The sequence below is a fragment of the Streptomyces sp. NPDC029164 genome (assembly GCF_055563995.1).
On sequence record NZ_JBVHWW010000010.1, the window covers coordinates 22,837 to 48,498 of the forward strand.

At 73.0% G+C, this 25,662-nt stretch carries 22 protein-coding genes; 4 read left to right on the forward strand and 18 right to left on the reverse strand.

The features are described 5' to 3' along the window. Positions 1–48 precede the first annotated feature (48 nt). The 6 genes from ACZ4VT_RS11805 to rsmI all read right to left on the reverse strand — a co-directional run bounded on the left by ACZ4VT_RS11805 (position 49) and on the right by rsmI (position 6,092). The gene (locus ACZ4VT_RS11805; RefSeq protein WP_467948709.1) at positions 49–960 is read right to left on the reverse strand and encodes a 4-(cytidine 5'-diphospho)-2-C-methyl-D-erythritol kinase; all 912 of its coding nucleotides are present in this window, start codon (positions 958–960) and stop codon (positions 49–51) included. Further along, a complete protein-coding gene (rsmA, locus tag ACZ4VT_RS11810; protein WP_362803005.1) occupies positions 957–1,877 on the reverse strand; it encodes a 16S rRNA (adenine(1518)-N(6)/adenine(1519)-N(6))-dimethyltransferase RsmA in 921 nt (306 codons plus the stop codon). Before rsmA ends, ACZ4VT_RS11805 begins: the two co-directional genes overlap by 4 nt. Next, a complete protein-coding gene (locus ACZ4VT_RS11815) occupies positions 1,874–3,487 on the reverse strand; it encodes a ubiquitin-like domain-containing protein (protein WP_467948711.1) in 1,614 nt (537 codons plus the stop codon). Before ACZ4VT_RS11815 ends, rsmA begins: the two co-directional genes overlap by 4 nt. Positions 3,488–3,632: 145 nt before the next feature. Further along, on the reverse strand, positions 3,633–4,514 hold the full coding sequence (locus tag ACZ4VT_RS11820) for a TatD family hydrolase (protein ID WP_467948713.1): 882 nt from the start codon (positions 4,512–4,514) through the stop codon (positions 3,633–3,635). Positions 4,515–4,524: 10 nt separating this feature from the next. Further along, on the reverse strand, positions 4,525–5,013 hold the full coding sequence (locus ACZ4VT_RS11825; protein ID WP_467948715.1) for a hypothetical protein: 489 nt from the start codon (positions 5,011–5,013) through the stop codon (positions 4,525–4,527). 161 nt (positions 5,014–5,174) lie between these two features. Further along, positions 5,175–6,092, reverse strand: coding sequence for a 16S rRNA (cytidine(1402)-2'-O)-methyltransferase (gene rsmI / locus ACZ4VT_RS11830; protein WP_467948717.1), 918 nt, complete (start codon positions 6,090–6,092; stop codon positions 5,175–5,177). An 89-nt stretch (positions 6,093–6,181) separates the two neighbouring features. Between rsmI and ACZ4VT_RS11835 the strand changes: the two genes are divergently transcribed. Further along, complete coding sequence (locus ACZ4VT_RS11835) at positions 6,182–7,951, forward strand: dolichyl-phosphate-mannose--protein mannosyltransferase (RefSeq protein ID WP_467948718.1); 1,770 nt, start codon at positions 6,182–6,184, stop codon at positions 7,949–7,951. Positions 7,952–8,013: 62 nt separating this feature from the next. On the opposite strand, the gene ACZ4VT_RS11840 is transcribed toward ACZ4VT_RS11835, so the two are convergent. Then, positions 8,014–8,280: a hypothetical protein gene (locus ACZ4VT_RS11840; protein WP_362802996.1), complete on the reverse strand. Its 267-nt coding sequence runs from the start codon at positions 8,278–8,280 to the stop codon at positions 8,014–8,016. Positions 8,281–8,446: 166 nt separating this feature from the next. Then, positions 8,447–9,118, reverse strand: coding sequence for a histone deacetylase (locus tag ACZ4VT_RS11845; RefSeq protein ID WP_467948720.1), 672 nt, complete (start codon positions 9,116–9,118; stop codon positions 8,447–8,449). Positions 9,119–9,258: 140 nt separating this feature from the next. Here ACZ4VT_RS11845 and ACZ4VT_RS11850 point away from each other — a divergent pair, with 140 nt between their 5' ends. Then, on the forward strand, positions 9,259–10,884 hold the full coding sequence (locus ACZ4VT_RS11850) for a penicillin-binding transpeptidase domain-containing protein (protein ID WP_467948722.1): 1,626 nt from the start codon (positions 9,259–9,261) through the stop codon (positions 10,882–10,884). Between the two features lie 89 nt (positions 10,885–10,973). On the opposite strand, the gene ACZ4VT_RS11855 is transcribed toward ACZ4VT_RS11850, so the two are convergent. Genes ACZ4VT_RS11855 through ACZ4VT_RS11870 form a run of 4 tightly spaced genes read right to left on the reverse strand, consistent with a single transcriptional unit; the run spans position 10,974 to position 14,754 of the window. Then, on the reverse strand, positions 10,974–12,173 hold the full coding sequence (locus ACZ4VT_RS11855) for a serine hydrolase domain-containing protein (RefSeq protein WP_467948724.1): 1,200 nt from the start codon (positions 12,171–12,173) through the stop codon (positions 10,974–10,976). 22 nt (positions 12,174–12,195) lie between these two features. After that, positions 12,196–12,957, reverse strand: coding sequence for an energy-coupling factor ABC transporter ATP-binding protein (locus ACZ4VT_RS11860; protein ID WP_467948726.1), 762 nt, complete (start codon positions 12,955–12,957; stop codon positions 12,196–12,198). Next, positions 12,945–13,706 carry a cobalt ECF transporter T component CbiQ gene (gene cbiQ / locus ACZ4VT_RS11865; protein ID WP_467948728.1) on the reverse strand — a complete coding sequence of 254 codons (762 nt, stop codon included), beginning with the start codon at positions 13,704–13,706 and terminating at the stop codon, positions 12,945–12,947. The genes ACZ4VT_RS11860 and cbiQ overlap by 13 nt, the downstream gene beginning before the upstream one ends. 1 nt (position 13,707) lies before the next feature. Next, positions 13,708–14,754 (reverse strand): energy-coupling factor ABC transporter permease, encoded by a 1,047-nt coding sequence (locus tag ACZ4VT_RS11870; protein WP_467948730.1) that lies wholly within the window; start codon positions 14,752–14,754, stop codon positions 13,708–13,710. Between the two features lie 177 nt (positions 14,755–14,931). On the opposite strand from ACZ4VT_RS11870, the gene ACZ4VT_RS11875 reads away from it, so the two are divergent. Further along, the gene (locus tag ACZ4VT_RS11875; protein WP_467948731.1) at positions 14,932–15,375 is read left to right on the forward strand and encodes an SsgA family sporulation/cell division regulator; all 444 of its coding nucleotides are present in this window, start codon (positions 14,932–14,934) and stop codon (positions 15,373–15,375) included. An 89-nt stretch (positions 15,376–15,464) separates the two neighbouring features. On the opposite strand, the gene ACZ4VT_RS11880 is transcribed toward ACZ4VT_RS11875, so the two are convergent. Together ACZ4VT_RS11880 and ACZ4VT_RS11885 are read right to left on the reverse strand one after the other, a co-directional pair. Further along, entirely contained in the window at positions 15,465–17,666 is a 2,202-nt protein-coding gene (locus tag ACZ4VT_RS11880) for an MMPL family transporter (RefSeq protein WP_467948733.1), read from the reverse strand. A gap of 127 nt (positions 17,667–17,793) precedes the next feature. Then, positions 17,794–18,384 carry a TetR/AcrR family transcriptional regulator gene (locus tag ACZ4VT_RS11885; RefSeq protein ID WP_351288197.1) on the reverse strand — a complete coding sequence of 197 codons (591 nt, stop codon included), beginning with the start codon at positions 18,382–18,384 and terminating at the stop codon, positions 17,794–17,796. Positions 18,385–18,534: 150 nt separating this feature from the next. Here ACZ4VT_RS11885 and ACZ4VT_RS11890 point away from each other — a divergent pair, with 150 nt between their 5' ends. Next, positions 18,535–21,801 carry a S41 family peptidase gene (locus tag ACZ4VT_RS11890; protein WP_467948736.1) on the forward strand — a complete coding sequence of 1,089 codons (3,267 nt, stop codon included), beginning with the start codon at positions 18,535–18,537 and terminating at the stop codon, positions 21,799–21,801. A 143-nt stretch (positions 21,802–21,944) separates the two neighbouring features. Here ACZ4VT_RS11890 and ACZ4VT_RS11895 read toward each other — a convergent pair whose 3' ends face one another. From ACZ4VT_RS11895 to ACZ4VT_RS11910, 4 genes are all read right to left on the reverse strand, one after another. After that, positions 21,945–22,121, reverse strand: a complete 177-nt coding sequence (locus tag ACZ4VT_RS11895) for a hypothetical protein (protein WP_467948738.1) — start codon at positions 22,119–22,121, stop codon at positions 21,945–21,947. Positions 22,122–22,197: 76 nt separating this feature from the next. Continuing rightward, positions 22,198–23,082, reverse strand: a complete 885-nt coding sequence (locus ACZ4VT_RS11900) for an SDR family oxidoreductase (RefSeq protein WP_467948740.1) — start codon at positions 23,080–23,082, stop codon at positions 22,198–22,200. After that, positions 23,079–24,005, reverse strand: a complete 927-nt coding sequence (locus tag ACZ4VT_RS11905) for an alpha/beta fold hydrolase (RefSeq protein ID WP_467948742.1) — start codon at positions 24,003–24,005, stop codon at positions 23,079–23,081. Before ACZ4VT_RS11905 ends, ACZ4VT_RS11900 begins: the two co-directional genes overlap by 4 nt. Continuing rightward, complete coding sequence (locus ACZ4VT_RS11910) at positions 24,002–25,594, reverse strand: flavin-containing monooxygenase (protein ID WP_467948744.1); 1,593 nt, start codon at positions 25,592–25,594, stop codon at positions 24,002–24,004. Before ACZ4VT_RS11910 ends, ACZ4VT_RS11905 begins: the two co-directional genes overlap by 4 nt. Between the last annotated feature and the right edge of the window lie 68 nt (positions 25,595–25,662).

Sequence of the window (25,662 nt, forward strand, 5' to 3'; positions counted from 1 at the left end):
TCCGCGCGGGGGTTCGGGGGCCGGCCCCCGACAGCGGCCGCCGCAGGGTCAGGACGGCAGGACCGTGGCGCCCGGGGCCGGGCTGGACGCCACGCGGGTGGCCCGGCAGGTGCCCGAGGCGTCCAGCGCGGCAGCGACCTTGGCGGCCGACTCCTGGTCCGCGACCAGGAAGGCCGTCGTGGGGCCCGAGCCCGAGACCAGCGCGGCCAGCGCCCCACCCTCCACACCCGCGGCCAGCGTCCGCGCCAGCTGCGGCCGAAGAGAAAGCGCGGCCGCCTGAAGGTCATTGGCCAGCGCAGCGCCCAGCGCGTCCGGATCACCCGACGCCAGCGCCGCGAGAAGCGCCGGGGAGGCTTCGGGGGCCGGGACGTCCCGCTCGGCGGTGAGCCGGTCGAACTCGCGGAACACCGCCGGGGTGGACAGCCCCCCGTCGGCCACCGCGAACACCCAGTGGAACGCCCCGGCGGCCACCGGGGTCAGCAGCTCACCGCGGCCCGTGCCGAGCGCGGCCCCGCCGACGAGGCTGAAGGGGACGTCGCTGCCGAGCTCCGCGCAGATGTCGAGGAGTTCGGCGCGCGGGGTGTCCAGGCCCCACAGGGTGTCGCAGGCCAGCAGGGCCGCCGCACCGTCCGCGCTGCCGCCCGCCATGCCGCCCGCCACCGGGATGTTCTTCGCGATGTGGAGGTGGACGGCGGGCTCGATGCCGTGGCGGGCGGCGAGGACCTCGGCCGCCCGCGCCGCGAGGTTGGTGCGGTCCAGCGGGACCTGGTCGGCGTCGGGTCCCTCGCACGTCACCGTCAGCGTGTCGGCCGGGGTGGCCGTGACCTCGTCGAACAGGGACACGGCGAGGAAGACGTTGGCCAGGTCGTGGAAGCCGTCGGGCCGGGCCGCGCCCACCGCCAGCTGCACGTTGACCTTCGCGGGGACCCGTACGGTCACACCCGTCGTGCGCGCGCTCACAGTGCCGGCCTCTGCGCCGCGGGCTTGTGCTCGGCGATCGCGGCGAACTCCTCCACCGTCAGGGACTCGCCGCGCGCCTGCGGCGAGATGCCGGCGGCGACCAGCGCGGCCTCCGCGCCCGCCGCCGAGCCGGCCCAGCCGGCCAGCGCGGCGCGCAGCGTCTTGCGGCGCTGCGCGAACGCGGCGTCGACGACCGCGAAGACCTCCGCCTTCGTGGCGGTGGTCTTGATCGGTTCGGTGCGCCGCACCAGCGAGACGAGACCGGAGTCGACGTTCGGGGCGGGCCAGAAGACCTTGCGGCCGATGGCGCCGGCGCGCTTGACGTGTGCGTACCAGTTGGCCTTGACGGAGGGGACCCCGTAGACCTTGTTGCCGGGCTCGGCCGCCAGCCGGTCCGCGACCTCCGCCTGCACCATGACGAGGGTCCGCTCGATGGTGGGGAAGCGGTCGAGCATGGTCAGCAGGACGGGCACGGCCACGTTGTACGGCAGGTTCGCGACGAGCGCGGTCGGCGGCGGGCCGGGCAGTTCCGTCACGAGCATCGCGTCGGAGTGGACCAGCGCGAAGCGGTCCTTCTTCGCCGGCATGCGGGCCTCGATGGTGGCGGGCAGCGCCGCGGCCAGGATGTCGTCGATCTCGACCGCGACGACCCGGTCGGCGGCCTCCAGCAGCGCGAGCGTCAGCGAGCCCAGCCCCGGGCCGACCTCGACGACCACGTCGTCCGGCCGGACCTCGGCGGTCCGCACGATCCGACGGACCGTGTTGGCGTCGATGACGAAGTTCTGCCCCTTCTGCTTCGTCGGGCGTACGCCGAGTGCTGCGGCCAGCTCCCGGATGTCGGCCGGCCCGAGGAGGGCGTCGGGTGTGCCGGGGGTACTGGAGGAGGGGTTCTCGGGCTGCTGCTCTGCGGTGCTCACCGGTAAAGCCTACGGCCGCAGTGGGGCCAGGGGCTCGCCCCCCGCTGCACGTAGAGCTTCTTGGCCCGGTAGGTCTGTTCCGTGCCCGAGGCGTCCTGGGGGCGGCCGCTGCCGCCGAGGCCCTGCCAGGTGCGGACGTCGAACTGGTAGAGGCCGCCGTACGTTCCCGAGGCGTCGGTGGCCGAGGGGCGGCCGCCGGACTCGCACTGGGCGAGGGCCGCCCAGTTGAGGCCGTCGGCGCCGGCGACTGAGCTGGGCAGCGGTTTGGTGCCGACCTTGACGAGCTGGGTGACGGGCTCGCGGACGATCTCGTCGGCGATGGCGCGGGGCGTCTGGCGGACCCCGTTGACCGTGCGCAGGGTGTAGGTGACCCGGCGCGCCCCGGGCCGGCCGGCGCGTTCGACGACCTCGGTGCCGGCGAACAGGTCGGGGTCGTTGACCTTCTCGGTCTCGAACGGGATGCGTTCCTCGCGGACCTCTCGGGTGCCGGTGATGCGGAGCACGGTCACGGTCTGGCCGTCGCGCGGGAACGCGGTGGCGGGTACGGAGGTGGTGTCCTGGCCCTGGAGGGTGATGCCGGCCTGGTCGAGGGCCTCCTGGACGGTGGCGGCGTTGGTGCGGATGGTGCGTTCGCGGCCGTCGGCCATGAAGGTGACGCTGCGTTCGGTGCGCACGCTCAGGGCGAGGCCGGCGCGCGGGACGGGCGCGGTGCGGGGGGCGGAGAGGTAGGCGCCTTCGGCGCGGATGCCGAACTGGCGCAGCGCGCCTTCGACGGTGCGGGCGGTGGTCCACATCTGGCGGTGCTGCCCGTCGAGGCTCAGGCGCAGGGGGCGGCCGTAGCGGACGACGATCTCCTCGCCGTCTTCGAGGGGTTCGCCGGGGGCGGGGGCGACGAGGTCGTGGGGGCCGACGCCGAGGCCTTCGGCGGCGAGCAGTTCCTCGACGTCGTCGGCGAAGGTGTGCAGGTTCCTCGGGACTCCGTCCACGGTGAGCCGTACGGACTTGTCGGCGGCGACGAACGCGGTCGTGCCGCCGGCGAGGAAGGCGACGACCAGGGCCTGCGGAACGATCCGCCGCCAGTTCCCGCCGGGTGCGGCGGGGGCCCCGCGGGCGGCGCGGCGGCGGCCGGTGCCGGGCGGCGGGACCGGGGCGTCGGCGGGCGCGCCGCGGCCGCGGGCGCGCCGGCCGGTCCCGGGGACCGCCGGGGCGGCGGGGGCGGGTGCCACGGCGGCGCCGGCCGGGCTCGCGGCCCGGCGGCGGCCCGAGCCGGGGGCGGCCAAGGTGTCGGCCTCGGAGAGCCTGGCCCGGTCGGCGAGCTCGGCCAGCTCCTCCAGTGCGGCCAGCCCGGCCAGCCCGGCCGGTTCGGCGAGTTCGGCCGGTGTCCCGGCGCCGTGGAGGCCGGGGCCGGGGGCGGTGTCCGCGGCCCGGCGGCGGCGCCCCGCCCGCCGGCTGCCGGGGCGGGGGGCGGGGACCCCGGGGCCGGGGTCGGGGTCGGGGTCCCGCAGCGTGTCCCCGGGATCGCCCGTACCGGCCGTCCAGGCCTGGGGCTCGGCCCCGTACACCCCGGGGACGGGATCGCCACGGCGGTGACTGCCCTGCGTATCGCTCACGACGCTCGCTCCACTGGTGATCCGGCACCCCGGTTCGGGCACGGCACCCTAGCGGAGGAGTCGTCACGCTCCAAAGCCGCACGGACACTCAGCGTGTCGAACGGGGGTGGTGCGACGCCGGTGGATCACCCGTGGAAGGGCGGATTCAGTAGGCGAAGGCGCGTGCCGTGTTGGCGGCCAGCGCGGTGGCCATCGCGTCCTCGTCGATGCCGCGGACCGCGGCCATCGCCCGGACCGTCAGCGGAATGAGGTACGGCGCGTTGGGCCGTCCGCGGTACGGCGCCGGGGTCAGGTAGGGCGCGTCCGTCTCGACGAGTACGAGCTCCAGCGGGGCCACGGCCAGCGCTTCGCGCAGCGGGGCGGCGTTCTTGAAGGTGACGGTCCCGGCGAAGGACATGTAGTACCCGGCGGCGGCGCACTCGCGGGCCATGTCGGCGTCCCCGGAGTAGCAGTGGAAGACGGTCCGCTCCGGGGCGCCCTCCTCGCGCAGGACGCGCAGCACGTCCGCGTGGGCCTCGCGGTCGTGGATGACCAGCGCCTTGCCCTGCCGCTTGGCGATCTCGATGTGGGCGCGGAAGGAGCGCTCCTGCGCGGCCATCCCCTCCGGGCCGGTGCGGAAGTAGTCCAGCCCGGTCTCGCCGACCGCCTTCACGTGGTCGAGGGCGGCCAGCGCCTCGATCTCGGCGAGCGCCTCGTCGAGCGCGCCCTCGCCGGCGCCGGCCCGGGCGCCCTGCCGCGACCAGCCGTCGGGATCCCCGAGGACGATCCGGGGGGCTTCGTTCGGGTGAAGGGCGACGGCGGCGTGGACGTTCTCGTACGCGGCGGCGGTCTCGGCGGCCCACCGGGAGCCCTTCACGTCGCAGCCCACCTGGACGACGGTGCTCACGCCGACCGAGGCGGCCTTCGCGAGGCCCTCCTCGACGGTGCCCGCCTGCATGTCGAGGTGGGTGTGCGAGTCGGCCACCGCCACCCGGAGGGGTTCGGGCAGCGGGGGCAGTGCGTCCGTGGAAGCGGAGGAAGGGCTCATACGGCCGATCTTATGACCGGCGGAAGAAGCCCATCAGGCGGGAGAGCGGGCCCCGGCGCTCCTGGACCTGGTCGACGGCGACGGGTCCGGGGGAGTCGTGCGTGCCCTTGCGGGGCTTCGGGGTCCGGGGGACGTCCGCCCCGGCCGGCACCGGTCCGGCGATCCCGGGGGCGATGCGGTGGTGGTAGAGGTGGTCGATCATGCCGAGCACCGAGGAGACCTGGCCCGCGCGCATGATCCGTACGACGTGTCCGCCGCAGTTCATGCAGGTCGGGTTGGACAGGGGGGAGGGCACCCGCTCGCCGTTGACCGTGTACATGATGAACGGCTCGCCCCTGCCGTCCACGTGGTGCTCGATGGCGTACGCCTGCTCCCACGCGTATCCACACCTCATACAGGCGAAGGAGTAGGCCTCGTGCACGGTCTGCACGTCGGGGCGGGAGACGGCGGCGGGGACCGCGGCGGGGACGGGTACCGGGGTGTCAGCGATCTCACTCATGCCAGCTCCTCTTGTTCCACTGGTGCCACTGCCAGTGGACGCCTCTTCGGGCGGGAGCGCATCAGGTCCTGTCCAGTGTTGGACGGTCTTTGGGCGAGTCCATGCCCAAAGCGCCCGGTGCCCGGTCTGAGCTTTGCTTTTCAGGTTAGCTCTTTACCGACTTACGGCATCTTCTGTGCCGCATTCTTTGCCGCCACCACGGCGTCGAACACCTCGCGCTTGGGTACCCCGGCCTCGGCCGCGACCGCCGCGATGGCCTCCTTGCGCCGCTCCCCCGCCTCCTCGCGCACCTGCACCCGGCGCACCAGCTCCCCGGCGTCCACGTCTCCGGGTCCGGCGGCCGGGGCGCCCTCCACGACGACGGTGATCTCCCCGCGCACCCCCTCGGCGGCCCAGGCCGCGAGCTCGCCGAGCCCGCCGCGCTTGACCTCCTCGTACGTCTTCGTCAGCTCGCGGCAGACCGCGGCCCGCCGCTCGGCGCCGAAGACCTCGGCCATCGCGGCGAGGGTGTCGTCGAGCCGGTGCGGGGCCTCGAAGTAGACGAGGGTGCGCCGCTCGGCCTCGACTTCGCGCAGCCGGCCGAGGCGCTCGCCCGCCTTGCGCGGCAGGAACCCCTCGAAGCAGAACCGGTCCACGGGCAGCCCGGACAGGGCGAGCGCGGTGAGCACCGCGGACGGCCCGGGGACGGCGGTGACCCGAATGTCCTTCTCGACGGCGGCGGCGACCAGCCGGTAGCCGGGGTCGGAGACCGAGGGCATGCCGGCGTCGGTCACGAGCAGGACGCGCGCGCCGCCGGCCAGGGCCTCGACCAGCTCGGGGGTGCGCGCCGACTCGTTGCCCTCGAAGTACGACAGGACGCGCCCGGTGGTGTGCACGCCGAGGCCCTGGGTCAGCCGGCGCAGCCGCCGGGTGTCCTCGGCGGCGATCACGTCGGCCCGCTCCAGCTCGGCCGCCAGGCGCGGCGGGGCGTCGGCGAGGTCGCCGATGGGGGTGCCGGCGAGGACGAGCGTGCCCGTCGGGCCTTCGGCCGCGGCGGCGCTGGGAGTGGGCTGGGTACCGCGGGGCTGGTCGTTTGTCACCCGCCCATCCTCTCAGTCCCGCGCCCCGCCGCCCCCCGTCAGGCCCCGGCCACTGGGGCGCACACGGTTCTCTTCCCTACGATGTGCCGGTGACCAGTACCGCGACGCCGTCGCCCAGCCCCGCGGGGGCCCCTGCCGCCTCGCCGGTGGGGCGCGAAGAAGAGCCGCCCACCTGGCTGCGCCGGCTGCGCGGCTTCGGCTACGTGCCGGCCGCCGCCGCGTCGCCGCGCGCGGACGTCCGCACCCGGCTGGTGCCCCCGTACGCCAAGCCGTCCCGGCAGCTGTGGCTGACCTTCGGTCTGCCGCCGGAGGTGTGGGGGACCTGGCAGCGCATCGTCGGGTGGGTGGGGCCCCTGCTGGTGGCGCTGGTCGCCGGGGTGCTGCGGTTCGTGCACCTGGGCAGCCCGAAGGCGGTGATATTCGACGAGACGTATTACGCCAAGGACGCGTGGGCCACGGTCCGGCAGGGCTACGAGGCGAGCTGGCCCAAGGACATCGACTCGTCGATCCTCGCCAACCCGGACGGGGTCGCGCTGCCGGTGGATCCGGGCTACGTGGTGCACCCGCCCGTGGGCAAGTGGGTCATCGGGCTCGGTGAGTGGATGTTCGGCTTCACCCCCTTCGGCTGGCGGTTCATGACCGCCGTGCTCGGCACCCTGTCGGTGCTGATGCTGTGCCGGATCGGGCGGCGCCTGTTCCGCTCGACGTTCCTGGGCTGTCTGGCGGGCACGCTGCTCGCGGTGGACGGCCTGCACCTGGTGATGAGCCGCACCGCGCTGCTGGACCTGGTGCTGATGTTCTTCGTGCTCGCCGCGTTCGGGGCGCTGCTCATCGACCGGGACCGGGCCCGGCTCAGACTCGCGGACGCGCTGCCCGTCGATCCGGAGGGCCGGACCCGGCCCGACATGAAGATCGCCGAGACGCTGCGGCTGGGCTGGCGGCCGTACCGGATCCTGGCCGGGGTCTGCCTGGGCCTGGCCGCGGGGACGAAGTGGAACGGTTTCGTCGTCCTGGCCTTCTTCGGGGTCCTGACCGTGCTGTGGGACGCGGCCGCGCGCCGCACCGCGGGTGCGGGGGCCCCGTACGCGGCGATGCTGCGGCGCGACGCGCTGCCCGCGTTCGTGTCCACGGTGCCGGTGGCGATCGTGACGTACGTGGCCTCGTGGTCGGGCTGGATCTTCAGCCCGGCCAACGGCAAGGGCGGCTATCTGCGCGACTGGGCGGCCAAGAACGACCAGCACAGCGCGCTGTCGTTCCTGCCGGAGTGGCTGCGCAGCCTGTGGCACTACGAGACGGAGGTCTACCGGTTCCACGTCGGGCTGACCTCGGGGCACACCTACGAGTCGAACCCGTGGAGCTGGCTGGTCCTGGGCCGGCCCGTCTCCTATTTCTACGAGTCCCCCGCGCCCGGCACCGACGGCTGTCCGGCGACCGAGGCGGGCAAGTGCGCCCGCGAGGTGCTGGCGCTGGGCACCCCGCTGCTGTGGTGGGCGGGCTGCTTCGCGCTGCTGTACGTGCTGTGGCGGTGGTTCTTCCGCCGTGACTGGCGGGCGGGTGCGATCGCGTGCGCGGTGGCCGCGGGTCTGCTGCCCTGGTTCAACTACCAGGAGCGGACGATCTTCTACTTCTACGCGGTGGTCTTCGTCCCGTACCTGTGCCTGGCGGTGGCGATGATGATCGGCGCCCTGCTGGGCCCGGCCGGCTCGTCGGAGCGCCGGCGGGCACTGGGCGCGATCGGGGCGGGAGTGCTGGTCCTGCTGATCGTGTGGAACTTCATCTACTTCTGGCCGATCTACACGGGCCAGACCCTCCCCATGGACTCCTGGCGCGGCCGCATGTGGCTGGACACCTGGGTCTAGCAGGCGAAACGGCGGCCCCGACGCCCACCGGCGTCGGGGCCCTCGTCGTTGCTTCGGCGGTGTTACTTCGGGGCCACCTGGCAGGCGTTGGCCGCGTCCTCCTTGGAGACGCCGGCCTCGGTGAGGCTGGCGCTACAGCTGGTCTGGTTGCCGATCTGTCCCTCGTAGCAGGCCTGCCGGACATCGTCCGTGACCTGCACCTTCTTCTGTTCGAGGGACTGCTCGCAGGCCTTGCTGTCCGCGTGGGCAGCGGGGGCGACGAAGACGGCGCCGCCAACGGCGAGGGCGAGGCCGGCGAGGATGCCGGGGATACGGGCGGACGGACGCATGCGCTGCACCTGCTCTCTCGGTCGGTCGGTCGCGCGATCGGCGGGTGCGCCGGACCACGGGCGGGGGCGGCGGCGCAGGGCGGGCGCTGGGAGGGGCGACCGTACTTCGAACGCGGCGGTCACCCTCGCCCTTTCGACGCTAGAGCACGGCCCCGGGGCGCGCACTTCAGCTCAGGAGGGCCGCGATCCGGTCCGCGCTCCAGTGGCCGGCCGCGCCGGGGCAGCGGGCGAGGTAGCCGGCGACGGAGCGGGCGTCCCAGGCCCCGGACTCCAGCAGCCCGGCCGCCAGGTGCGTGACGTACGCGGCGGCGGGGCTGACCCACTCCACGTCGTGCATGGCCCAGGGGGCGGTGAAGGTGAGCACCGGGATGCCGTCGACGGCGCCGGAGCAGATCAGCGTCTCGTACCGGCCGGGTCCCAGCTCGTCGCGGCCGGTGCGCAGGACGCGGGTGAGGTCGACGTCCGCGCCGGCGCCGGGCTCCCGGTACATCTCCTGGGCGGCGATGTCGGAGAACTGCCGGGCGGTGACCAGGTGGGCCCGGCCGCGGATGCGGCCCGGCGCCGCCGGGTCGTAGAAACCGCGGCCGCCCGTCCACACGAGGGACTCGGTGGCGAAGTACAGGCTTCCGGGCAGTTCCACGGCCACCGAGCGGGCCGGCGCGCGCGGGTCGCGGCAGCCGGGCTGGCGGCGGGCACCGCCCGCGGGGGTGCCTCCGGCCAGGTAGCAGGCCAGCCGGCCCCGGTGCATGTTCGAGCCGTAGGAGGTGTACCAGATCCGCTCGGGAGGCGGTCCGCCGATGCGGAGCGCCTCCACTGCCGTGAGCCTCTTCGTGGTCATCAGTTCGTACAACGGTCTTCGCAGTCGCGATGTTCCGGTCCGGTAACAACGCCCGGAACGATCTGCTCCGCAGCGTAAGGTCCACGCCAAGGGTTCTTTGAACGCGTTCAGAGAACCGTGGCTCCTGGGGAGGGGACGCAGTGAACGGGGCAGCCAAGGGCGCCATCGTCGGCGGGGTGTTTCTCGCGATGCTCGGCGGCGCCGGGTACGGGGTGTACTCCCTGGTCGGGGACAGCGGCGACGGGAAGGACGGCGACACCTCCGTCCAGGCCGAGAAGGGCAGCGGGCCCGTCGGCGCGAAGGAGACCGCCGCGACCGCAAAGGCCTTCCTGGCCGCGTGGGCCGCCGGGGACGAGCGGGTGGCCGCCGAGCTGACGAACAACGCCGCGGCCGCGCAGACCGCCGTCGGAGACTTCAGGACCAAGGCGCACGTGTCCAAGGCCGTGATCACCCCCGGCCCGCCGAACGGCACCACCGTCCCCTTCAAGGTCGAGGCCGAGATCACGTACGAGGGCACCACCAAGCCGCTGGCCTACGACTCCCAGCTGACGGTGGTGCGCGGGGTGACCAGCGGGAAGCCGCTGGTCGACTGGCAGCCGTCGGTGATCCACCCGCAGCTCCAGAAGGACGAGAGGCTGCGCGCGGGCGCGGCGGCGAACCCGCCGGTCAAGGCCGTCGACCGCAACGGCGAGGAGCTGACCCCGGAGAAGTACCCCTCGCTGCGGCAGATCCTCGACGAGCTGCGCCAGAACTACGGCGGCAAGACGGGCGGCAGGGCGGGCGCGGAGGTGTGGATCGAGCCGGCCCTGAAGGAGTCCCCCAAGCGGACCCTGCTGACCCTGGTCGAGGGCGAGCCGAGCACCCTCAAGACGTACCTGGACGCGAAGGTGCAGGCGGCGGCCGAGCAGGCGGTCGCCAGGTACCCCGAGGCCTCGGTGGTCGCCGTCCAGCCGAGCAACGGGCACATCCTGGCCGTCGCCAACCACCGCACCGACGGCTTCAACGCGGCGATGCGGGGTGCCAGGGCGCCCGGCTCCACGATGAAGATCGTGACGGCGGCCATGCTGATCGACCGCGGGCTGGTCGCGGCCGACAAGCCGGCGCAGTGCACGAAGGACGTGCAGTGGGGCGGGCGCACCTTCCACAACCTGGACAACTTCGAGCTGCCGGGCGCGAACTTCGCGACGAGCTTCGCCAAGTCCTGCAACACCGCCTTCATCAAGCCGGTCGCGGTGGTGCGCGACGACGCCGCACTCTCGAAGGAGGCCAACCAGGTCTTCGGCATCGACCTGGACTGGAAGACGGGCATCAAGTCCGTCGACGGCACGGTCCCGACGGCGACGGGCGCGGAGGAGGCCGCCGGTTACATCGGGCAGGGCAAGATCACCATGAACCCGCTGAACATCGCGTCCGTCACCGCGACCGCGCGGACCGGCGTGTTCCGCCAGCCGCTGCTGGTCTCGCCGGAGCTCGACGGCCGGAAGATCGCGACGGCGGAGCGGCGGATGAAGCCCTCGGTGCAGCAGCAGCTGGTCTCGATGATGCGGCAGACGGCGACCGCCGGCACCGCCGAGAAGGTCATGCGGTCGGTCGGCGGCGACAAGGGCGCGAAAACGGGCTCGGCGGAGGTCGACGGCGCCGGCAACCCGGACAGCTGGTTCACGGGCTACAGCGGCGACGTGGCCGCGGCCGCGATGGTCGAGGGCGGCGGCCACGGCGGCGACACGGCGGGCCCGATCGTCGCCCAGGTCCTGAAGGCGGGCTGACCCGCATCGGGTGCGCCGCTCCCGGAGGCGAACTCGTCCGGTGCGCCGGGGCCGCCGTGGCCGACGTACGCGAGCGGCCGTCGGAGCCGTCAGAGGGCTGAGCGCAGGGAGCGGACCAGGGCCTGGGCGCGCGGGTCGGCGGTGACCGACTTGGCCAGGGCGTTGGTGACGTAGCCGAAGCCGATGCCGGCGTCCGGGTCCGCGAAGGCCAGGGAGCCGCCGCGGCCGGGGTGCCCGAACGAGGCCGGGGAGAGCAGCGGCGAGGCGGGGCTGTGCAGCATGTAGCCGGGGCCGAAGCGGGTGTTCACGACGAGCACCCGGTCCGGGCCCGAGGAGAGCTCGCGGCCGGCCAGCGCGGTGGTGGCCGGGGTGAAGATCCGCGCGCCGTCCTCGACCACGCCGATGGTGGCCCCGTAGAAGCGGGCCAGGGCGCGGGCCGTGCCGATGCCGTTCGAGGCGGGCAGTTCGGCGGCCCGGTAGGCGGGGTCGTTCTCGTCGGGCAGCGGGTCGATGGCGCGGAAGGCGCGGCGGGTGAGGGAGTCCGGGTCGGCGTAGGCCTCGGAAACGTTTCTGCGCGGCCGGGTCCTGAGCATGCCGGCGCTCTCCGGCGGGTCGACCGGGGCCACCCGGCCCACCCGGTGCGCCTCGGTCTCCGGCAGTCCGATCCAGAAGTCGACACCGAGCGGCTCGGTCATCTCCTCCGCCAGTACGGAGCCCAGCGTGCGGCCGGTCACCCGCAGCACCAGCTCGGACAGCAGCCAGCTGTAGGTCTGCGCGTGGTAGCCGTGCCCGGTGCCCGGCTCCCAGAAGGGCTGCTGCGCGGCGACGGCGTGCGCTCCGGACACCCCGTCCGCGGCCTCGGCGGCGGTCAGACCGCGGTCGATCACCGGGACGCCGGCCCGGTGCGCGAGGAGGTCGCGGACCAGGATCCGCTCCTTGCCGCCCGTCTTGAACTCCGGCCAGTACGAGCCCACCGGCGCGTCCAGGTCGAGCAGCCCGCGCTGGTGCAGCAGCAGCGGCACGGCGGCGGCCACGCCCTTGGTCGCGGAGCGGACGATCTGCGCGGTGTCCCGGGTCCAGCGCTCTGCGCCCTCGGCGCCCTCGGCGCCCTCCGCGTCCTTGGTGCCCTCGGCGTCCTTGGTGCCGCCCCACAGGTCGACGACCTTGCGTCCGTCGCGGTAGACGGCGACGGCCGCGCCGCGGTCCCCGAGCACCTCGAAATTGCGCACGAACGCGTCCCGGACGGGCTCGAAGCCCTCCGCCACCTCACCCTGGATGTCCACGAGCACGTCAACAACCTACGAGCGGGGCTTATGCCACCGAGACCGAGCGGGGGTCGAAGCCGAAGGGCAGCTCCAGCCGGTGGGCCCGCATCAGCTTCTCGTCGCACAGCACGTCCTGCGTGCGGCCGTCCGCCGCGATGGCCCCCTCGCTGAGGATCACCGAGCGCGGGCACAGTTCCAGCGCGTACGGCAGGTCGTGGGTCACCATCAGCACGGTCACGTCGAGCGAGCGCAGGATGTCCGCGAGCTCGCGGCGCGAGGCCGGGTCCAGATTGGACGAGGGCTCGTCCAGGACCAGGATCTCGGGCCGCATGGCCAGGACGGTCGCCACCGCGACCCGGCGGCGCTGCCCGAAGGACAGGTGGTGCGGGGGCCGGTCCGCGAAGTCCGCCATCCCGACCTGGTCCAGGGCGGCCCGGACCCGCTCGTCCAGCTCGGCGCCCCGCATTCCGGCCGCCGCCGGCCCGAAGGCCACGTCCTCGCGGACGGTCGGCATGAACAGCTGGTCGTCGGGGTCCTGGAAGACGATCCCGACCCGGCGCCGGATCTCGGCGAGGTTCCGCTTGTCCACGGGCAGCCCGGCGACGGTGACCGTGCCGACCCCGCCGCCCAGGATGCCGTTGAGGTGCAGCACCAGCGTGGTCTTGCCGGCGCCGTTGGGGCCGAGCAGGGCGACCCGCTCACCGCGCCCGACGGTCAGGTCCACGCCGAAGAGGGCCTGGTGTCCGTCGGGGTAGGCGTAGGCGAGACCGGAGACTTCGAGGGAAGGGGAGAGGTTCACAGCGTCCATCCCATCAGACAGACGGCGAGGGCCGTCACCGGGAGCACGGCCGCGTACGCCCACTGGGCGCGCGAGGCCGAGACCTCGTCGATCACCGGCATCGAGCCGGCGTAGCCGCGGCTGACCATCGCGAGGTAGACCCGCTCGCCGCGCTCGTAGGAGCGGATGAACAGCGCGCCGGCGGTCTTGGCCAGCACCCCCCAGTGGCGGATCCCGCTGGCCTCGAACCCGCGCGAGCGGCGGGCGATCGACATCCGGCGCAGCTCGTCGGTGACCACGTCGCCGTAGCGGATCATGAAGGAGGCGATCTGGACGAGCAGCGGCGGCAGCTTCAGCCGCTGCAGGCCCAGCAGCAGGGCCCGCAGCTCGGTCGTGGAGGCCAGCAGGACGGAGGCGGCCACCCCGAGCGAGCCCTTGGCGAGGACGTTCCAGGCGCCCCACAGGCCGGAGACGCTCAGCGACATGCCGAGCACCTCCACCCGCTCGCCCTCGGCGACGAAGGGCATGAGCACGGCGAAGGCGACGAACGGGATCTCGATCAGCAGCCTGCGCAGCAGGAAGCCGGCGGGGATCCGGGCCACGGCGGCGGCCGCCGCGATGAGGACGGCGTACAGGCCGAAGGCCCACACCGCCTCGCGGGGTGTGGACACGACGACCACGACGAAGGCGAAGGTCGCGGCGAGCTTGCAGTGCGGGGGCAGGTCGTGGACCGGCGTGTGCCCGTGCCGGTAGAGCTTGTGGGCGTGGCCGGCTCCCATGTCAGCCCGCCGAGACGGAGGTGGCGGTCAGCTCTTCGGTGCGGCGGCGGCGCACGGCCCAGAAGATGCCGGTGCCGGCGCCGACGGTCACGCCGACGCCGATGACCCCGGCGAGGCCGCCGGACAGGCGGGCGTCGTCGACGTTCTTGACGCCGTAGTCGGCGAGCGGGGAGCCGGCGGCGGCGTGGTCCTCGGCCTTCTCGTCGATGCCCTTGTCGGCGGCGACCTTCTCCAGGCCGTCGGGGCTGGCGGAGGCGTAGTAGGAGACGAACCCGGCGAGGACGAGCGCGGTGACCAGGCCGGTCGCCCACACCTTCTTGGTGGAGCGGGCGGCCACCGGGGTGGCGGCGGCCGCGGGGGCGTCGACGAGCTCGCCGCCGACGCGCAGCTTCAGCGGCGCGGTCAGCCCGCGGGCCCCGTGGACCAGGTCGGGCCGTACGGCGATCACGGCGCCCACGGTCGCGGCGGTGATGGCGGCTTCGCCGATGCCGATGAGCACGTGCACGCCGACCATGGCGGTGAGCACCTTGCCGATGGCCACGTCGGTGGTGCCGCCGATCGCGTAGACGGCGGTGAAGGCGGCGGCCGCGGCGGGGACCGAGAGCAGGGCCGCCACGAAGGCGGCGGCGGTCACCGAGCGGCGGGTGGGCGGCAGCACCTTGAGGAGGCCGCGGAAGATCGCGTAGGCGACCACGACGGTGACGACGCCCATGACGGTGATGTTCACGCCCAGGGCGGTCAGCCCGCCGTCGGCGAAGAGGATGCCCTGCATGAGCAGGACGACGGACACGCACAGCACACCGGTGTAGGGGCCGACGAGTATCGCGGCGAGGGCCCCGCCCAGCAGGTGGCCGCTGGTGCCGGCGGCGACCGGGAAGTTCAGCATCTGCACGGCGAAGATGAAGGCGGCGACCAGGCCGGCCAGCGGGGCGGTCCGCTCGTCGAGCTCGCGGCGGGCGCCGCGGAGGCTGAGGGCGACCGCGGCTCCGGCCGCCACTCCGGCGGCCACCGAGACGGGTGCGTTGATGAAACCGTCGGGCACATGCATGGAGTGGCTCCGCTTCCTTACGCCTTAACGCAGTCTTTAACCGTTCAAGAATAGTGCCCAGTTGCAAACCGTTGGCAAGAGCGCAGGCGTCACAAATACATCCGTGCGGTTTCGTCGGAATGTGCGAGGCTGGAGGGCAAACGGACGCAAATGTTCCGATTTCGAGGAGCCTGGTCGATGTCAGCCACCGCCGAGAATCCACCAGCCACCGTCACCGCGACCGTCACGGCGACCGCGACCGCCCCCACGTCCTCGACGACGACCCCGGTCGAGGAGCGGGTACGCGCCCGGGTGATCACGGACGATCCCCTCTACCGGACCATCCCGGTCGCCCTGCGCTTCGCCCCCGCGGAACCGCTGGCCGTACGGATCGTCTTCCCGGCCGATCTGTCACCCGAGGGCACCGACAACGAGTGGGTCTTCCCCCGCGCCCTGCTGGAGGCCGGCCTCCAGGCGCCGACCGGGACCGGAGACGTACGCATCTGGCCCTGCGGCCGCGTCCAGGCGATCGTCGAGTTCCACTCCCCCGAGGGTGTCGCCGTGATCCAGTTCGACATCGCCGCGCTGCGCCGCTTCCTGCGCCGTACGTACGCACCGGCCGCCGCCACCCGTAGGGCGTAGCGCCCGGGCACGAAACGGGCCCGGCCCCGCACCGCCCGGTGAGCAGGCGGTGCGGGGCCGGGACGTCCTGTCGGCCGGACGGTGGGAGGTCAGGCGTTGACCAGCTCGCGGTCCTTGTCCGGGCCCTCGGGAGACTGCGGGGCCTTCGAGAGGTGCTTGCGCAGGCTCTCGCCCTCCACGTCCACGTTCGGCAGCAGCCGGTCCAGCCACTTCGGCAGCCACCAGGCCTTGTGACCGAGCAGTGCGAGCACCGCCGGGACGATGGCCATGCGGACCACGAAGGCGTCGAAGAAGACGGCGACGGCCAGACCGAAGCCGATCATCTTGACCATCTGCTCGCTGGCTCCGATGAAGCCCGCGAACACCGCGATCATGATGACGGCGGCGGCCACGACGACCCGCGCGCTGTACTGGAAGCCGGTCACCACGGCCTGGCCCGGGCGCTCGCCGTGGACGTACGCCTCACGCATGCGGGTGACGAGGAAGACCTCGTAGTCCATGGCCAGACCGAAGACGACACCCACCATGAAGATCGGCATCATCGACATGATCGGGCCGGTCTGCTCCACGCCGAAGACCGAGCCGAGCCAGCCCCACTGGAAGACCGCGACGACCGCGCCGAGGGCGGCGACGACCGAGAGCAGGAAGCCGAGGGCCGCCTTGAGCGGGACCAGGATCGAGCGGAACACCAGCATCAGCAGCAGGAAGGCGAGGCCGACGACGAGTGCCAGGTAGGGCAGCAGCGCGTCGTTCATCTTCTGCGAGAAGTCGATGTTCATCGCGGTGGCGCCGGTGACCATGACGTCCTTGCCGCTGCCGTCGCGGATCTCGTGGACCAGGTCCTCGGTCTGCGTGGAGGACGGGCGGTCCTTCGGAACGACGGTGATCATCGAGGCGTCGCCGGCCTCGTTGGGCATCGGCGGCATGACCGCGGCCACGCCCTCCAGGCCCTTGATCCGGTCGACGGTGGAGTCGGCGAGGGCCTTGTCCCCGTCCACGACCACCATCAGCGGGCCGTTGAAGCCGGGGCCGAAGCCGTCGGACAGCATGTCGTACGCCTGGCGCTGGGTGGTGGAGACCGGCTGGGCGCCGTCGTCCGGCAGGCCCATCTCCAGCTTGCTCGCCGGGATGGCGATGACGCCGAGGCCGATCACACCGGCCAGCAGCACCATGACCGGGCGGCGCAGGACGAAGCGGGCCCAGCGGGTGCCGCCGTTGGCCTTCTTCTCGGCGCCGGCAGGCTTGCCCTTGCCGAACAGCCTGCTCTTCTCGCCGGCGGGCAGGACCTTCTTGCCCGCGAAACCGAGGATGGCCGGGACCAGGGTCAGGGCGACCAGGACCGCGATGACCACCGTGCCGGCGGCCGCGAAGCCCATCTTGCTCAGCATGGGGATGTTGACGACGGCCAGGCCCACGAGGGCGATGACCACGGTCAGACCGGCGAAGACAACGGCGGAGCCGGCGGTTCCGGCGGCCCGGCCGGCGGCCTCGTCCCGCTCGCGGCCCTCGGCGAGTTCCGCGCGGTAGCGGGAGACGATGAAGAGGGCGTAGTCGATGCCGACCGCGAGGCCGATCATCATCGCGAGGGTGGAGGTGGTGGAGCCGAGGTCCAGCACGTTGGCGAGCGCGGTGATGGAGGAGACGCCGATGCCCACGCCGATCAGGGCGGTCAGCAGCGGCAGCCCGGCCGCGATCAGCGAGCCGAAGGTGATCACGAGGACGATCGCGGCGACGAGGATGCCGATGATCTCGCCGGAGCCGGTCTCGGGGGCCGCCATCAGCGCGTCACCGCCGATCTGGACGTTCAGCCCGGCGGCCTTGGCCGCGTTGCCGGAGTCCTTCAGCGCCTCGCGGGTGTCGTCCTTCAGCTCCATGCCGCTGACGTCGTACTTGGCGCTGATGTAGGCGGTCGAGCCGTCCTGGCTCACGGCCTGCGCCTCGTACGGGTCGGCGACGGAGGAGATCTGCTCCGCGCCCGTTCCCGTCTTCAGGCCGGCGACGATCTTCTGGACCTCGGCCTTGGGGCCGGGGTCGGTGACCTTGGCGCCCTCGGGGGCCTTGATGACGATGCGGGCGGTGGCGCCGTCGGCGGCCATGCCCGGGAACTTCTTGTCCAGCAGGTCGAAGGCCTTCTGGGCCTCCGTGCCGGGTATCGAGAACGAGCCGGAGGTGGGGGCGCCGGCCGAGGCCGCGCCGAAGCCGGCGGCGAACAGCAGCGCCACCCAGAGGAGGGCGACGAGGCCGCGGCGCCGGAAGGCGCCCCTGCCGAGCCGGTAGAGGAAGGTAGCCACGTCGGTGGTTCTCCCGTTCAGGTCGTGGGATGGATCCGGATGGATCAGGGCGTAGAGAGCCGGCCCGACGACGAGAGCGGCGTGTCAGGAGCAGCAGGAAGCGGTGGAGCCGAAGGGGACGGGTGGATCAGACGCCGAGGGCGGGGAAGACCACGGCATCGATGAACTCACCGAGGAAGGCCCGGTCCACGGGACGGTCCTCGATCAGCGGAAGTGCGATGAACGCCCCGATGAGCATGTGCGGTACGAAGTCCAGGGCCGGACAGTCCGGGCGGATCTCGCCCCGGTCCACCGCGCGCTGGAGCATCGCCTGGAGACCGTTGATCTCCGGGTCGACCAGCAGGTCGCGCAGGGCCTTGTGGAGCTCCGGGCTCTCGTGGACGGCGTGGGCCAGACCCCGCATCAGCGCGGTGTCCTTGGCCATCTGCGCGTCGTCCGAGTGCTCCACCATGAGCGAGAAGTCCCCGCGCAGGCTGCCCGTGTCGATCTCCCGCAGCGAGACGGGCTGCGTGCATCGCAGGGCCTTGGCGACCAGTTCCGGCTTGCTCCCCCACTGGCGGTAGAGGGTGGCCTTGCTGGACTTCGTACGGGCGGCGACCGCGTCCATGGTCAGCGCCTCGTAGCCGACGTCACGCAGCAGGTCGAGGACCGCCTCGTGCAGTTCGGCCTGCCGTTCGGGGGTGATCCGGCTGCGCCGGGCCGCCATCGCCTCGGTCATCTCCGCCTCCCGTCCGAACGAAACCATTCCGTACGCTTAAGACGATACCCCCACCGCAAGCGAAACGAAACCGTTCCGTTTCGCTTTGTGGAGTGGCATGGATCACCTGTACGAGTTGCCAGGGCCCCTTGCCGCGGAAAGCATTGGGGGGTGAGTCACGACGTCGCGTACCTCCGGTTCCCGCACCTGCACGACGACCTCCTGTGCTTCGCCACCGAGGACGACCTATGGGTCGCCCCGCTGGTCCCCGACGGGCAGACGCCCGGCCGGGCCTGGCGCCTCACCGTCGACCGGACCCGGGTCAGCCACCCGCGGTTCTCCCCCGACGGCAAGCACATCGCGTTCACCACCTGGCGCAGCCTCGACCCCGAGATCCACCTCGCCCCCGTCGACGGCGGCCCCGCCCGCCAGCTGAGCCACTGGGGCGCCACCGACACCCGGGTCTGTGGCTGGGACCCCGACGGCAACATCCTGGCGGTCTCCTCCCGGGGACAGCCGTTCTCGTACTACTCCTGGGCGTACAAGCTGCCCACCGACGGCAGCCCCGGCGGGCGCCTGCCCTGGGGACCCGTCTCCGACATCCAGGTCGCCGACATCGACGGCGAGCACCGGACCCTGCTGCTCACCGGCAAGCCCCCGCACGAGCCCGCCGCCTGGAAGCGCTACCGCGGCGGGGCCACCGGCCGGCTGTGGCTGCACGGCAAGCAGCTGCTGGAGGACGTCGAGGGGCACCTGGACGCGCCGATGTTCGTGGGCGGCCGGATCGCCTTCCTCTCCGACCACGAGGGCATCGGCAACCTGTACTCCGTCCTGCCCGACGGCACCGGCCTGCGCCGCCACACCGACCACGAGGAGTTCTACGCCCGGCACGCCTCCAGCGACGGCTCCCGGATCGTCTACCAGTGCGCCGGCGAACTCTGGCTCGTCGAGTCCCTGGCCCCCGACGCCGTGCCGCGCCGGCTCCAGGTCCGCCTCGGCGGCCCCCGCGCGGGCCGGCGCACCTACCAGGCCTCGGCCGCCAGCAACGTCGACTCCCTCTCCGTGGACACCACCGGCCGGGCCAGCGCGGTCGTGGTGCGCGGCAGCCTGTACTGGCTGACCCACCGCGACGGGCCCGCCCGGACCATCGCCGACACCCCGGGCGTGCGCGTACGGCTGCCGGAGATGCTCGGCAGCGGCGGACAGGTCGCCTACGTCACCGACGCCGAGGGCGAGGACGCGATCGAGATCGCCTACCTGCCCCGGGCCTCCGGGGAACGCGAGCCGCGCCGGCTGGCCTCGGGCGAGCTGGGGCGCGTCACCGAGCTGCTCTCGGACCCGGACGGGGAGCGCCTCGCCATCGCCTCCAACGACGGGCGGCTGCTGCTCGTCAACGCGACGGAGGAGTCTGGGGGAGGGGAGGTCACCGAGCTGATCCGGTCCATCAACGGACCCGTCACCGACCTGGCCTTCTCCCCCGACGGAGCCTGGCTGACCTGGTCGCACCCGGGCATCGGCCGTTCGCTGCGGCAGATCAAGATGGCCCGCATCTCCGGCCCCGGCGCGCGCGTCATCGTCGACGTCACCAACGGCCGCTTCGAGGACGAGAACCCCGTCTTCACCCGGGACGGGCGCTACCTGGCCTTCCTGTCGTGGCGCGGTTTCGACCCGGTCTACGACGTGCACACCGGCGACCTGTCGTTCCCCCTGGGCTGCCGCCCGTACCTGGTGCCGCTGTCCTCCGCGACCCCCTCCCCCTTCGCGCTCTCCGCCGAGGGCCGGCCGGCGGCGGGGGGACTGGACCCGGTCGAAGGGGAATCGGGCGACGGCGACGGCTCCGTGACCGTGGAGGTCGAGGGGCTGGAGAGCCGGGTCACTCCCTTCCCGGTGTCCGCGTCCAAGTACTCGGCCCTGTACCCGGTGCACGGCGGCGGCCTGGTGTGGCTGCGCTGGCCGATCTCGGGCGCGCTCGGCGAGACCTTCGCCAACCCGAACGACATCAGCGGCAAGCCGACGCTGGAGCACTTCGACCTGACCAAGGCCCGCAAGACCGAACTGGCCTCGGGGCTGGACTGGTTCGCGGTCAGCGGCGACGGCACCCGGCTGGTGCTCAACGACGACGGCGACCTGCGCGCGGTCCCGGCGACCGAATCGGGCGACAGCGACTCGACGGTCTACCTGGACCTGCGGCGCATCCTGCACGAGGTGGACCCGGCGGCCGAGTGGCGCCAGGCCTTCGAGGAGGCCGGGCGGATCATCCGCGCCTACTTCTGGGAGCCGAAGATGTGCGGCATCGACTGGGACGGGGTGCTGAGCCAGTACCGCCCCCTGGTCGAACGGGTCGCCTCCCCCGACGAGTTCGCCGACCTGCTGCGCGAGGTCCTCGGCGAGCTCGGCACCTCGCACGCCTACGTCTCCCCCGCGCGCCGCAACGAAGGTCCCCCGCACTACCAGCGGGCGATCGGCCTGCTCGGCGCCAACCTCTATCCGAGGGACGGATCCTGGGTGATCGCCCGGATCCTGCCCGGCGAGTCCTCGGACTCCAAGGCCCGCTCCCCGCTGGCCGGCACCGGCATCCGCGAGGGCGCCGTGCTCACCCATGTGGACGGACGGCCCGTGGACCCGGTGGCCGGCCCCTATCCGCTGCTGTCGGCGGCGGGCGGGACCACGGTGGAGCTGACCTTCCAGCCCGCGGAGGGCGAGGGCCACGCCCGGCGGGTCGCCATCGTGCCGCTGATCGACGAACGGCCGCTGCGCTACCAGGACTGGGTGTCCAAACGGCGCGAGGTGGTCCGGGAGATCAGCGGCGGCCGGTGCGGCTACCTCCACATCCCCGACATGGGTGGCTCGGGCTGGGCGCAGTTCAACCGTGACCTGCGGATGGAGATGTCCCGGCCCGCGCTGATCGTGGACGTACGCGGCAACGCGGGCGGCCACATCAGCGAGCTGGTGGTCGAGAAGCTGACCCGTTCCATCCTCGGCTGGGACCTGACGCGTGACGCCCAGCCGGTCTCGTACGCCTCCAACGCGCCCCGCGGTCCGATCGTGGCGCTCGCCGACGAGGCGACCTCCTCGGACGGGGACATGATCACCGCGGCCTTCAAACTGCTGGGGCTGGGCCCGGTGGTGGGCCAGCGCACCTGGGGCGGGGTGGTCGGCATGACCGGCCGGCACACCCTCGGTGACGGCACGGTGATCACGGTGCCGATGAACGCCGCCTGGTTCCCGGAGTACGGGTGGTCGGTGGAGAACCACGGCGTGGAGCCGGACCTCGCGATCCTGCGCACCCCGCTCGACTGGGCGGAGGGGCGGCACGCCCAGCTCGACGACGCCGTGCACCTGGCACTGGAACTGCTGGAGCAGGACCCGGCCGCGGTGCCGCCCGGCTACACGGACGTGCCGGACCGGCGCCGTCCGAAGCTGCCGCCCCGGGAGTAGCCGGAGAGTAGCCGGAGCCGTCGACCCGGGAAGGCGGCCCGGGAAGGCGGCCCGGGAAGGGGACATGCGGAAGGGGCGCGATCCACACCATCGGGGATCGCGCCCCTTCGCAGGTCCTGCGGCAGTCGGTCAGGCGCCGGTTCTCAGGCGTCGAACTCGTCGCGCACGCGGTCCGCTTGCTCGTGCTGCGGCCTGCGCTTCGCCTTCTCCTGGACCTTGGCGGTGCGCTCGGTCGCCTCGTCCTTCGCGCCCTTGGCACCGTCCTGCGCGCGGTCCCTGAGCTCGTCGGCCTTGTCCTGGAACTGGTCCTTGATACCCATGCTGTTCACTCCATGAGGGGTGTTGGTGGTGGGGCCTCGACCAGACTTGCACGCGCGGGCAAAGCTCGCATTTCGATCAGTTACTCTGCGTGCGCTCCTTCTCGTCCGCGGCCCCGCCGGCTCCCACAAGTCCCTTGGAGACACCGGACAGCCGCGGCTCGAAGCGCTTCATCTCGCGCTGTCCGACCGTGGCGATGAGCCCGGGCAGGTAGCCGCGCATCCCCTGCATCCCGCGCAGCCACCACTGCGCGTACACGTGCGGGGAGCGCCGCTCGATGCCCGCGACGATCCGGTCCACGGCGGGGCCGAGCGGGTACGTGCGGTTCGACGGCCAGGGCAGCCGCCGACGCAGCTCCCGCATGACCTCGTCCTGGTCGGCCCCGCGCACCATGTCGGTGTCGGTCCAGGAGAGGTAGCCGACACCGACCTTGACGCCCTTGTAGCCGACCTCGGCGCGCAGGCAGTGCGCGAAGGCCTCGACGCCCGACTTGGAGGCGCAGTAGGCGGTCATCATCGGCGCCGGGGTGATCGCGGCGAGCGAGGCGATCTGCAGGAAGTAGCCGCGGCTCTCCGTCAGTACGGGCAGGAAGGCGCGGGCGGTGACGGCCCCGCCGATGAGGTTGACCTCGATGACCCGGCGCCAGGCGTCGGGGTCCGAGTCGGCGAACGGCCCGCCGGCGGCCACGCCCGCGTTGGCGACGACGATGTCGACCTTTCCGAAGCGCTGCTTGACCTCTTGCGCGACGCGGCCCATGGCCTCGTGGTCGGTGACGTCGGCGTACCAGTGGTCGCTGTCGGTGTGCAGCCGCTCGGAGACCTCTTTGAGGGCCTCCGGCTCCAGACCGACGAGGGCGATCCGCGCGCCGCGGGCGGAGAGCTTGCGGGCGAGCAGCTCGCCGACCCCGCGGGCGGCGCCGGTGACGACGGCGACCTGGCCTTCCAGACTCCTGCGAGCACTCACGGCGTCTTCTCCTTCTCGGTGGTGTGGAGATACAGCTCGGTCAGCTCCCGCACGGCCCGGGTGACGGCCTCGGGCGCCTCGACCGGGGTCATGTGCCCCATGCCGGTGAGCTCGGTGAGGCCCACGCAGTTCGGCAGCGCGGCGGCGAGCCCGCGGGCGTGCGCGATCGGGGTGAGCCGGTCGGCGGTGCCGCCGATGACGGCGGTGGGCACGGCGAGGCGGGCCACGTCGGCGTCGAGGTCCAGCCCGGCCAGCACCCGGGACCAGGCGTGGCGCACCCCGGTGGGGCAGGCGTGGACGATACGGGCGCACACCTCGACCTTGTCGGGCGCGGAACCGGGGCCCATCGTGGCGTACTTGAGGATCGTCCGGGCGACGGGCGTGACCGGCCCGAGGGGGGCGCGGGACCCCAGGACCGCGCCGGTGATACGGGTCCGGGCGCGCCCGGCGCGCACCGGCAGCACCTGCGCCTCCGCGACCAGCCGGGAGCTGCCGGTGCTGCACAGCAGCGCGGCCGCGGCGTGCTCGGCGAACTCCGGCCGGCCGGCGGCCGCCATGATCGTCATGCCGCCCATGGAGTGCCCGGCGACGACCGCGCGCTCCCCGGGGGCGAGCGTGGCGCCGAGCACCGCCACGAGGTCGTCGGCGAGGGCGGTGGTGCTGTGCAGCCGGGCGGCGGGGCTGCGCCCGTGGCCGCGCTGGTCGTAGGCGATGACCCGGTGGGTGGCGGCCAGGGCCCGTACCTGTGCGGCCCAGAACGCGGTGGAGCAGGTCCAGCCGTGCGCCAGCACCACGGCCGGCGCCCCCTCGTCCCCGTGCACCTCGACGTGCAGACGGGCCCCGTCGGCGGAGTCCGCGACGAGCTCCCGCCGCGCCGCGGGCGGCGAGTACCGCCCGGAGGTCACGTGCGTCAGCCGGCTCACGCGACCTCCTCCGCCGCTTCCGCCTCGCCGGCACCATCCAGCCCCGCCGGGGCGGCAGCCGCCACGGACACCGGGACCCGCTCGCGCTCCCGTACCCGTACGACCTCGTACTCCGCCAGATCGACGCTCCGCGTCTCCCGGCGGAACTCACCCGTCGTGCCCGGCCACACGGTCGTGTTGCGGCCCTGCGCGTCCAGGTACCAGCTGGTACAGCCGCCGGTGTTCCACACGGTCCGCTCCATGCGGGCCTGCACCTGCCGGTTCCACTGGTTGACGGCGGAGGGCCGGGCGCCGAGCGCGACCTTCCCGCCAAGGCTGCTCCCACCGAGGACGGCGAGCTGCCGCAGGTAATCGGCCATGTAGTTGAGCTGCGACTCGATCATCAGGATCATCGAGCTGTTCCCGAGCCCGGTGTTCGGCCCGATGATCGTCATCCAGTTGGGGAAGCCGGCCGCGGTCGCCCCGCGCAGCGCCTGCATCCCGTCCTTCCAGGCGTCCGCGAGGGTCTGTCCGTCCGCGCCGACCACCCGGTCGGCGATCGGCATGTCCGTGACGTGGAATCCGGTGCCGAAGATGATCGCGTCGACCTCGGTCTCGGTCCCGTCGGCGGCGACCAGCACCGAGCCGCGGATCTCCTTCAGGCCGGAGGCGACCAGGTCCACGTCGGGCCGGGCCAGGGCCGGGTAGTACTCGCTGGAGAGCAGGATCCGCTTGCAGCCGATCCGGTAGGACGGCGTCAGCTTGGCGCGCAGCGCCGGGTCCTTGATCGAGCGGGCCATGTTGGCCTTGGCCAGCGACTCGATCAGCCCGAGCTGGTTCGGCCGCTTGGTGAAGGCGCTGACCTGGAGCTCCCGGAGCCCCCACAGCAGCCCGCGGCGGGCCGCCCGGGTGAAGGGCAGCTGGCGGTGGAGCCAGCGCTCGACGGCGGTGATGGCCCGGTCGGTGCGGGGCATGACCCACGGCGGGGTCCGCTGGAAGAGGGTGAGGCGCTCCACCTCGGGGGCGATGGCGGGAACGATCTGGATGGCGGAGGCGCCGGTGCCGATCATGGCGACGCGCTTGCCGCGCAGGTCGTAGTCGTGGTCCCAGCGGGCGGAGTGGAAGACCTTGCCGGGGAACTCGGCGAGCCCGGGGACCTCCGGCGTCTTCGGGTCGGAGAGCGGCCCGGTCGCCGAGACGACGACGTCGGCGGTGAGGTGCCCGGAGGAGGTCTCGATCTCCCAGTGCAGCTCGTCGGCGTCCCAGCGCATCAACCGGACCTCGGAGTCCAGCCGGATGTGCGGGCGCAGCCCGAAGGTGTCGGCGACGTGCTCCAGGTAGGAGCGGATGGCCGGCTGGCCGGAGAAGGTGCGCGGCCAGTCCGGGTTGGGCGCGAAGGAGAAGGAGTACAGGTGCGAGGGGACGTCGCACGCGCAGCCCGGATAGCTGTTGTCGCGCCAGGTGCCGCCGACCGAGTCGGCCCGTTCCAGGACGACGAAGTCCGTGATCCCCTCGCGCCGCAGGCGTACGGCCGCGCCGAGCCCGCCGAAGCCCGACCCGATCACCGCCACCCGTACGTGCTCGCGTCCGCGCTCGTCCCTGCCGCCCATGCCCGCCGCCTTCCGCATCATCCGCAGATACCATCGGAACACTGCCAGCAATCACTGGCACAATCGGG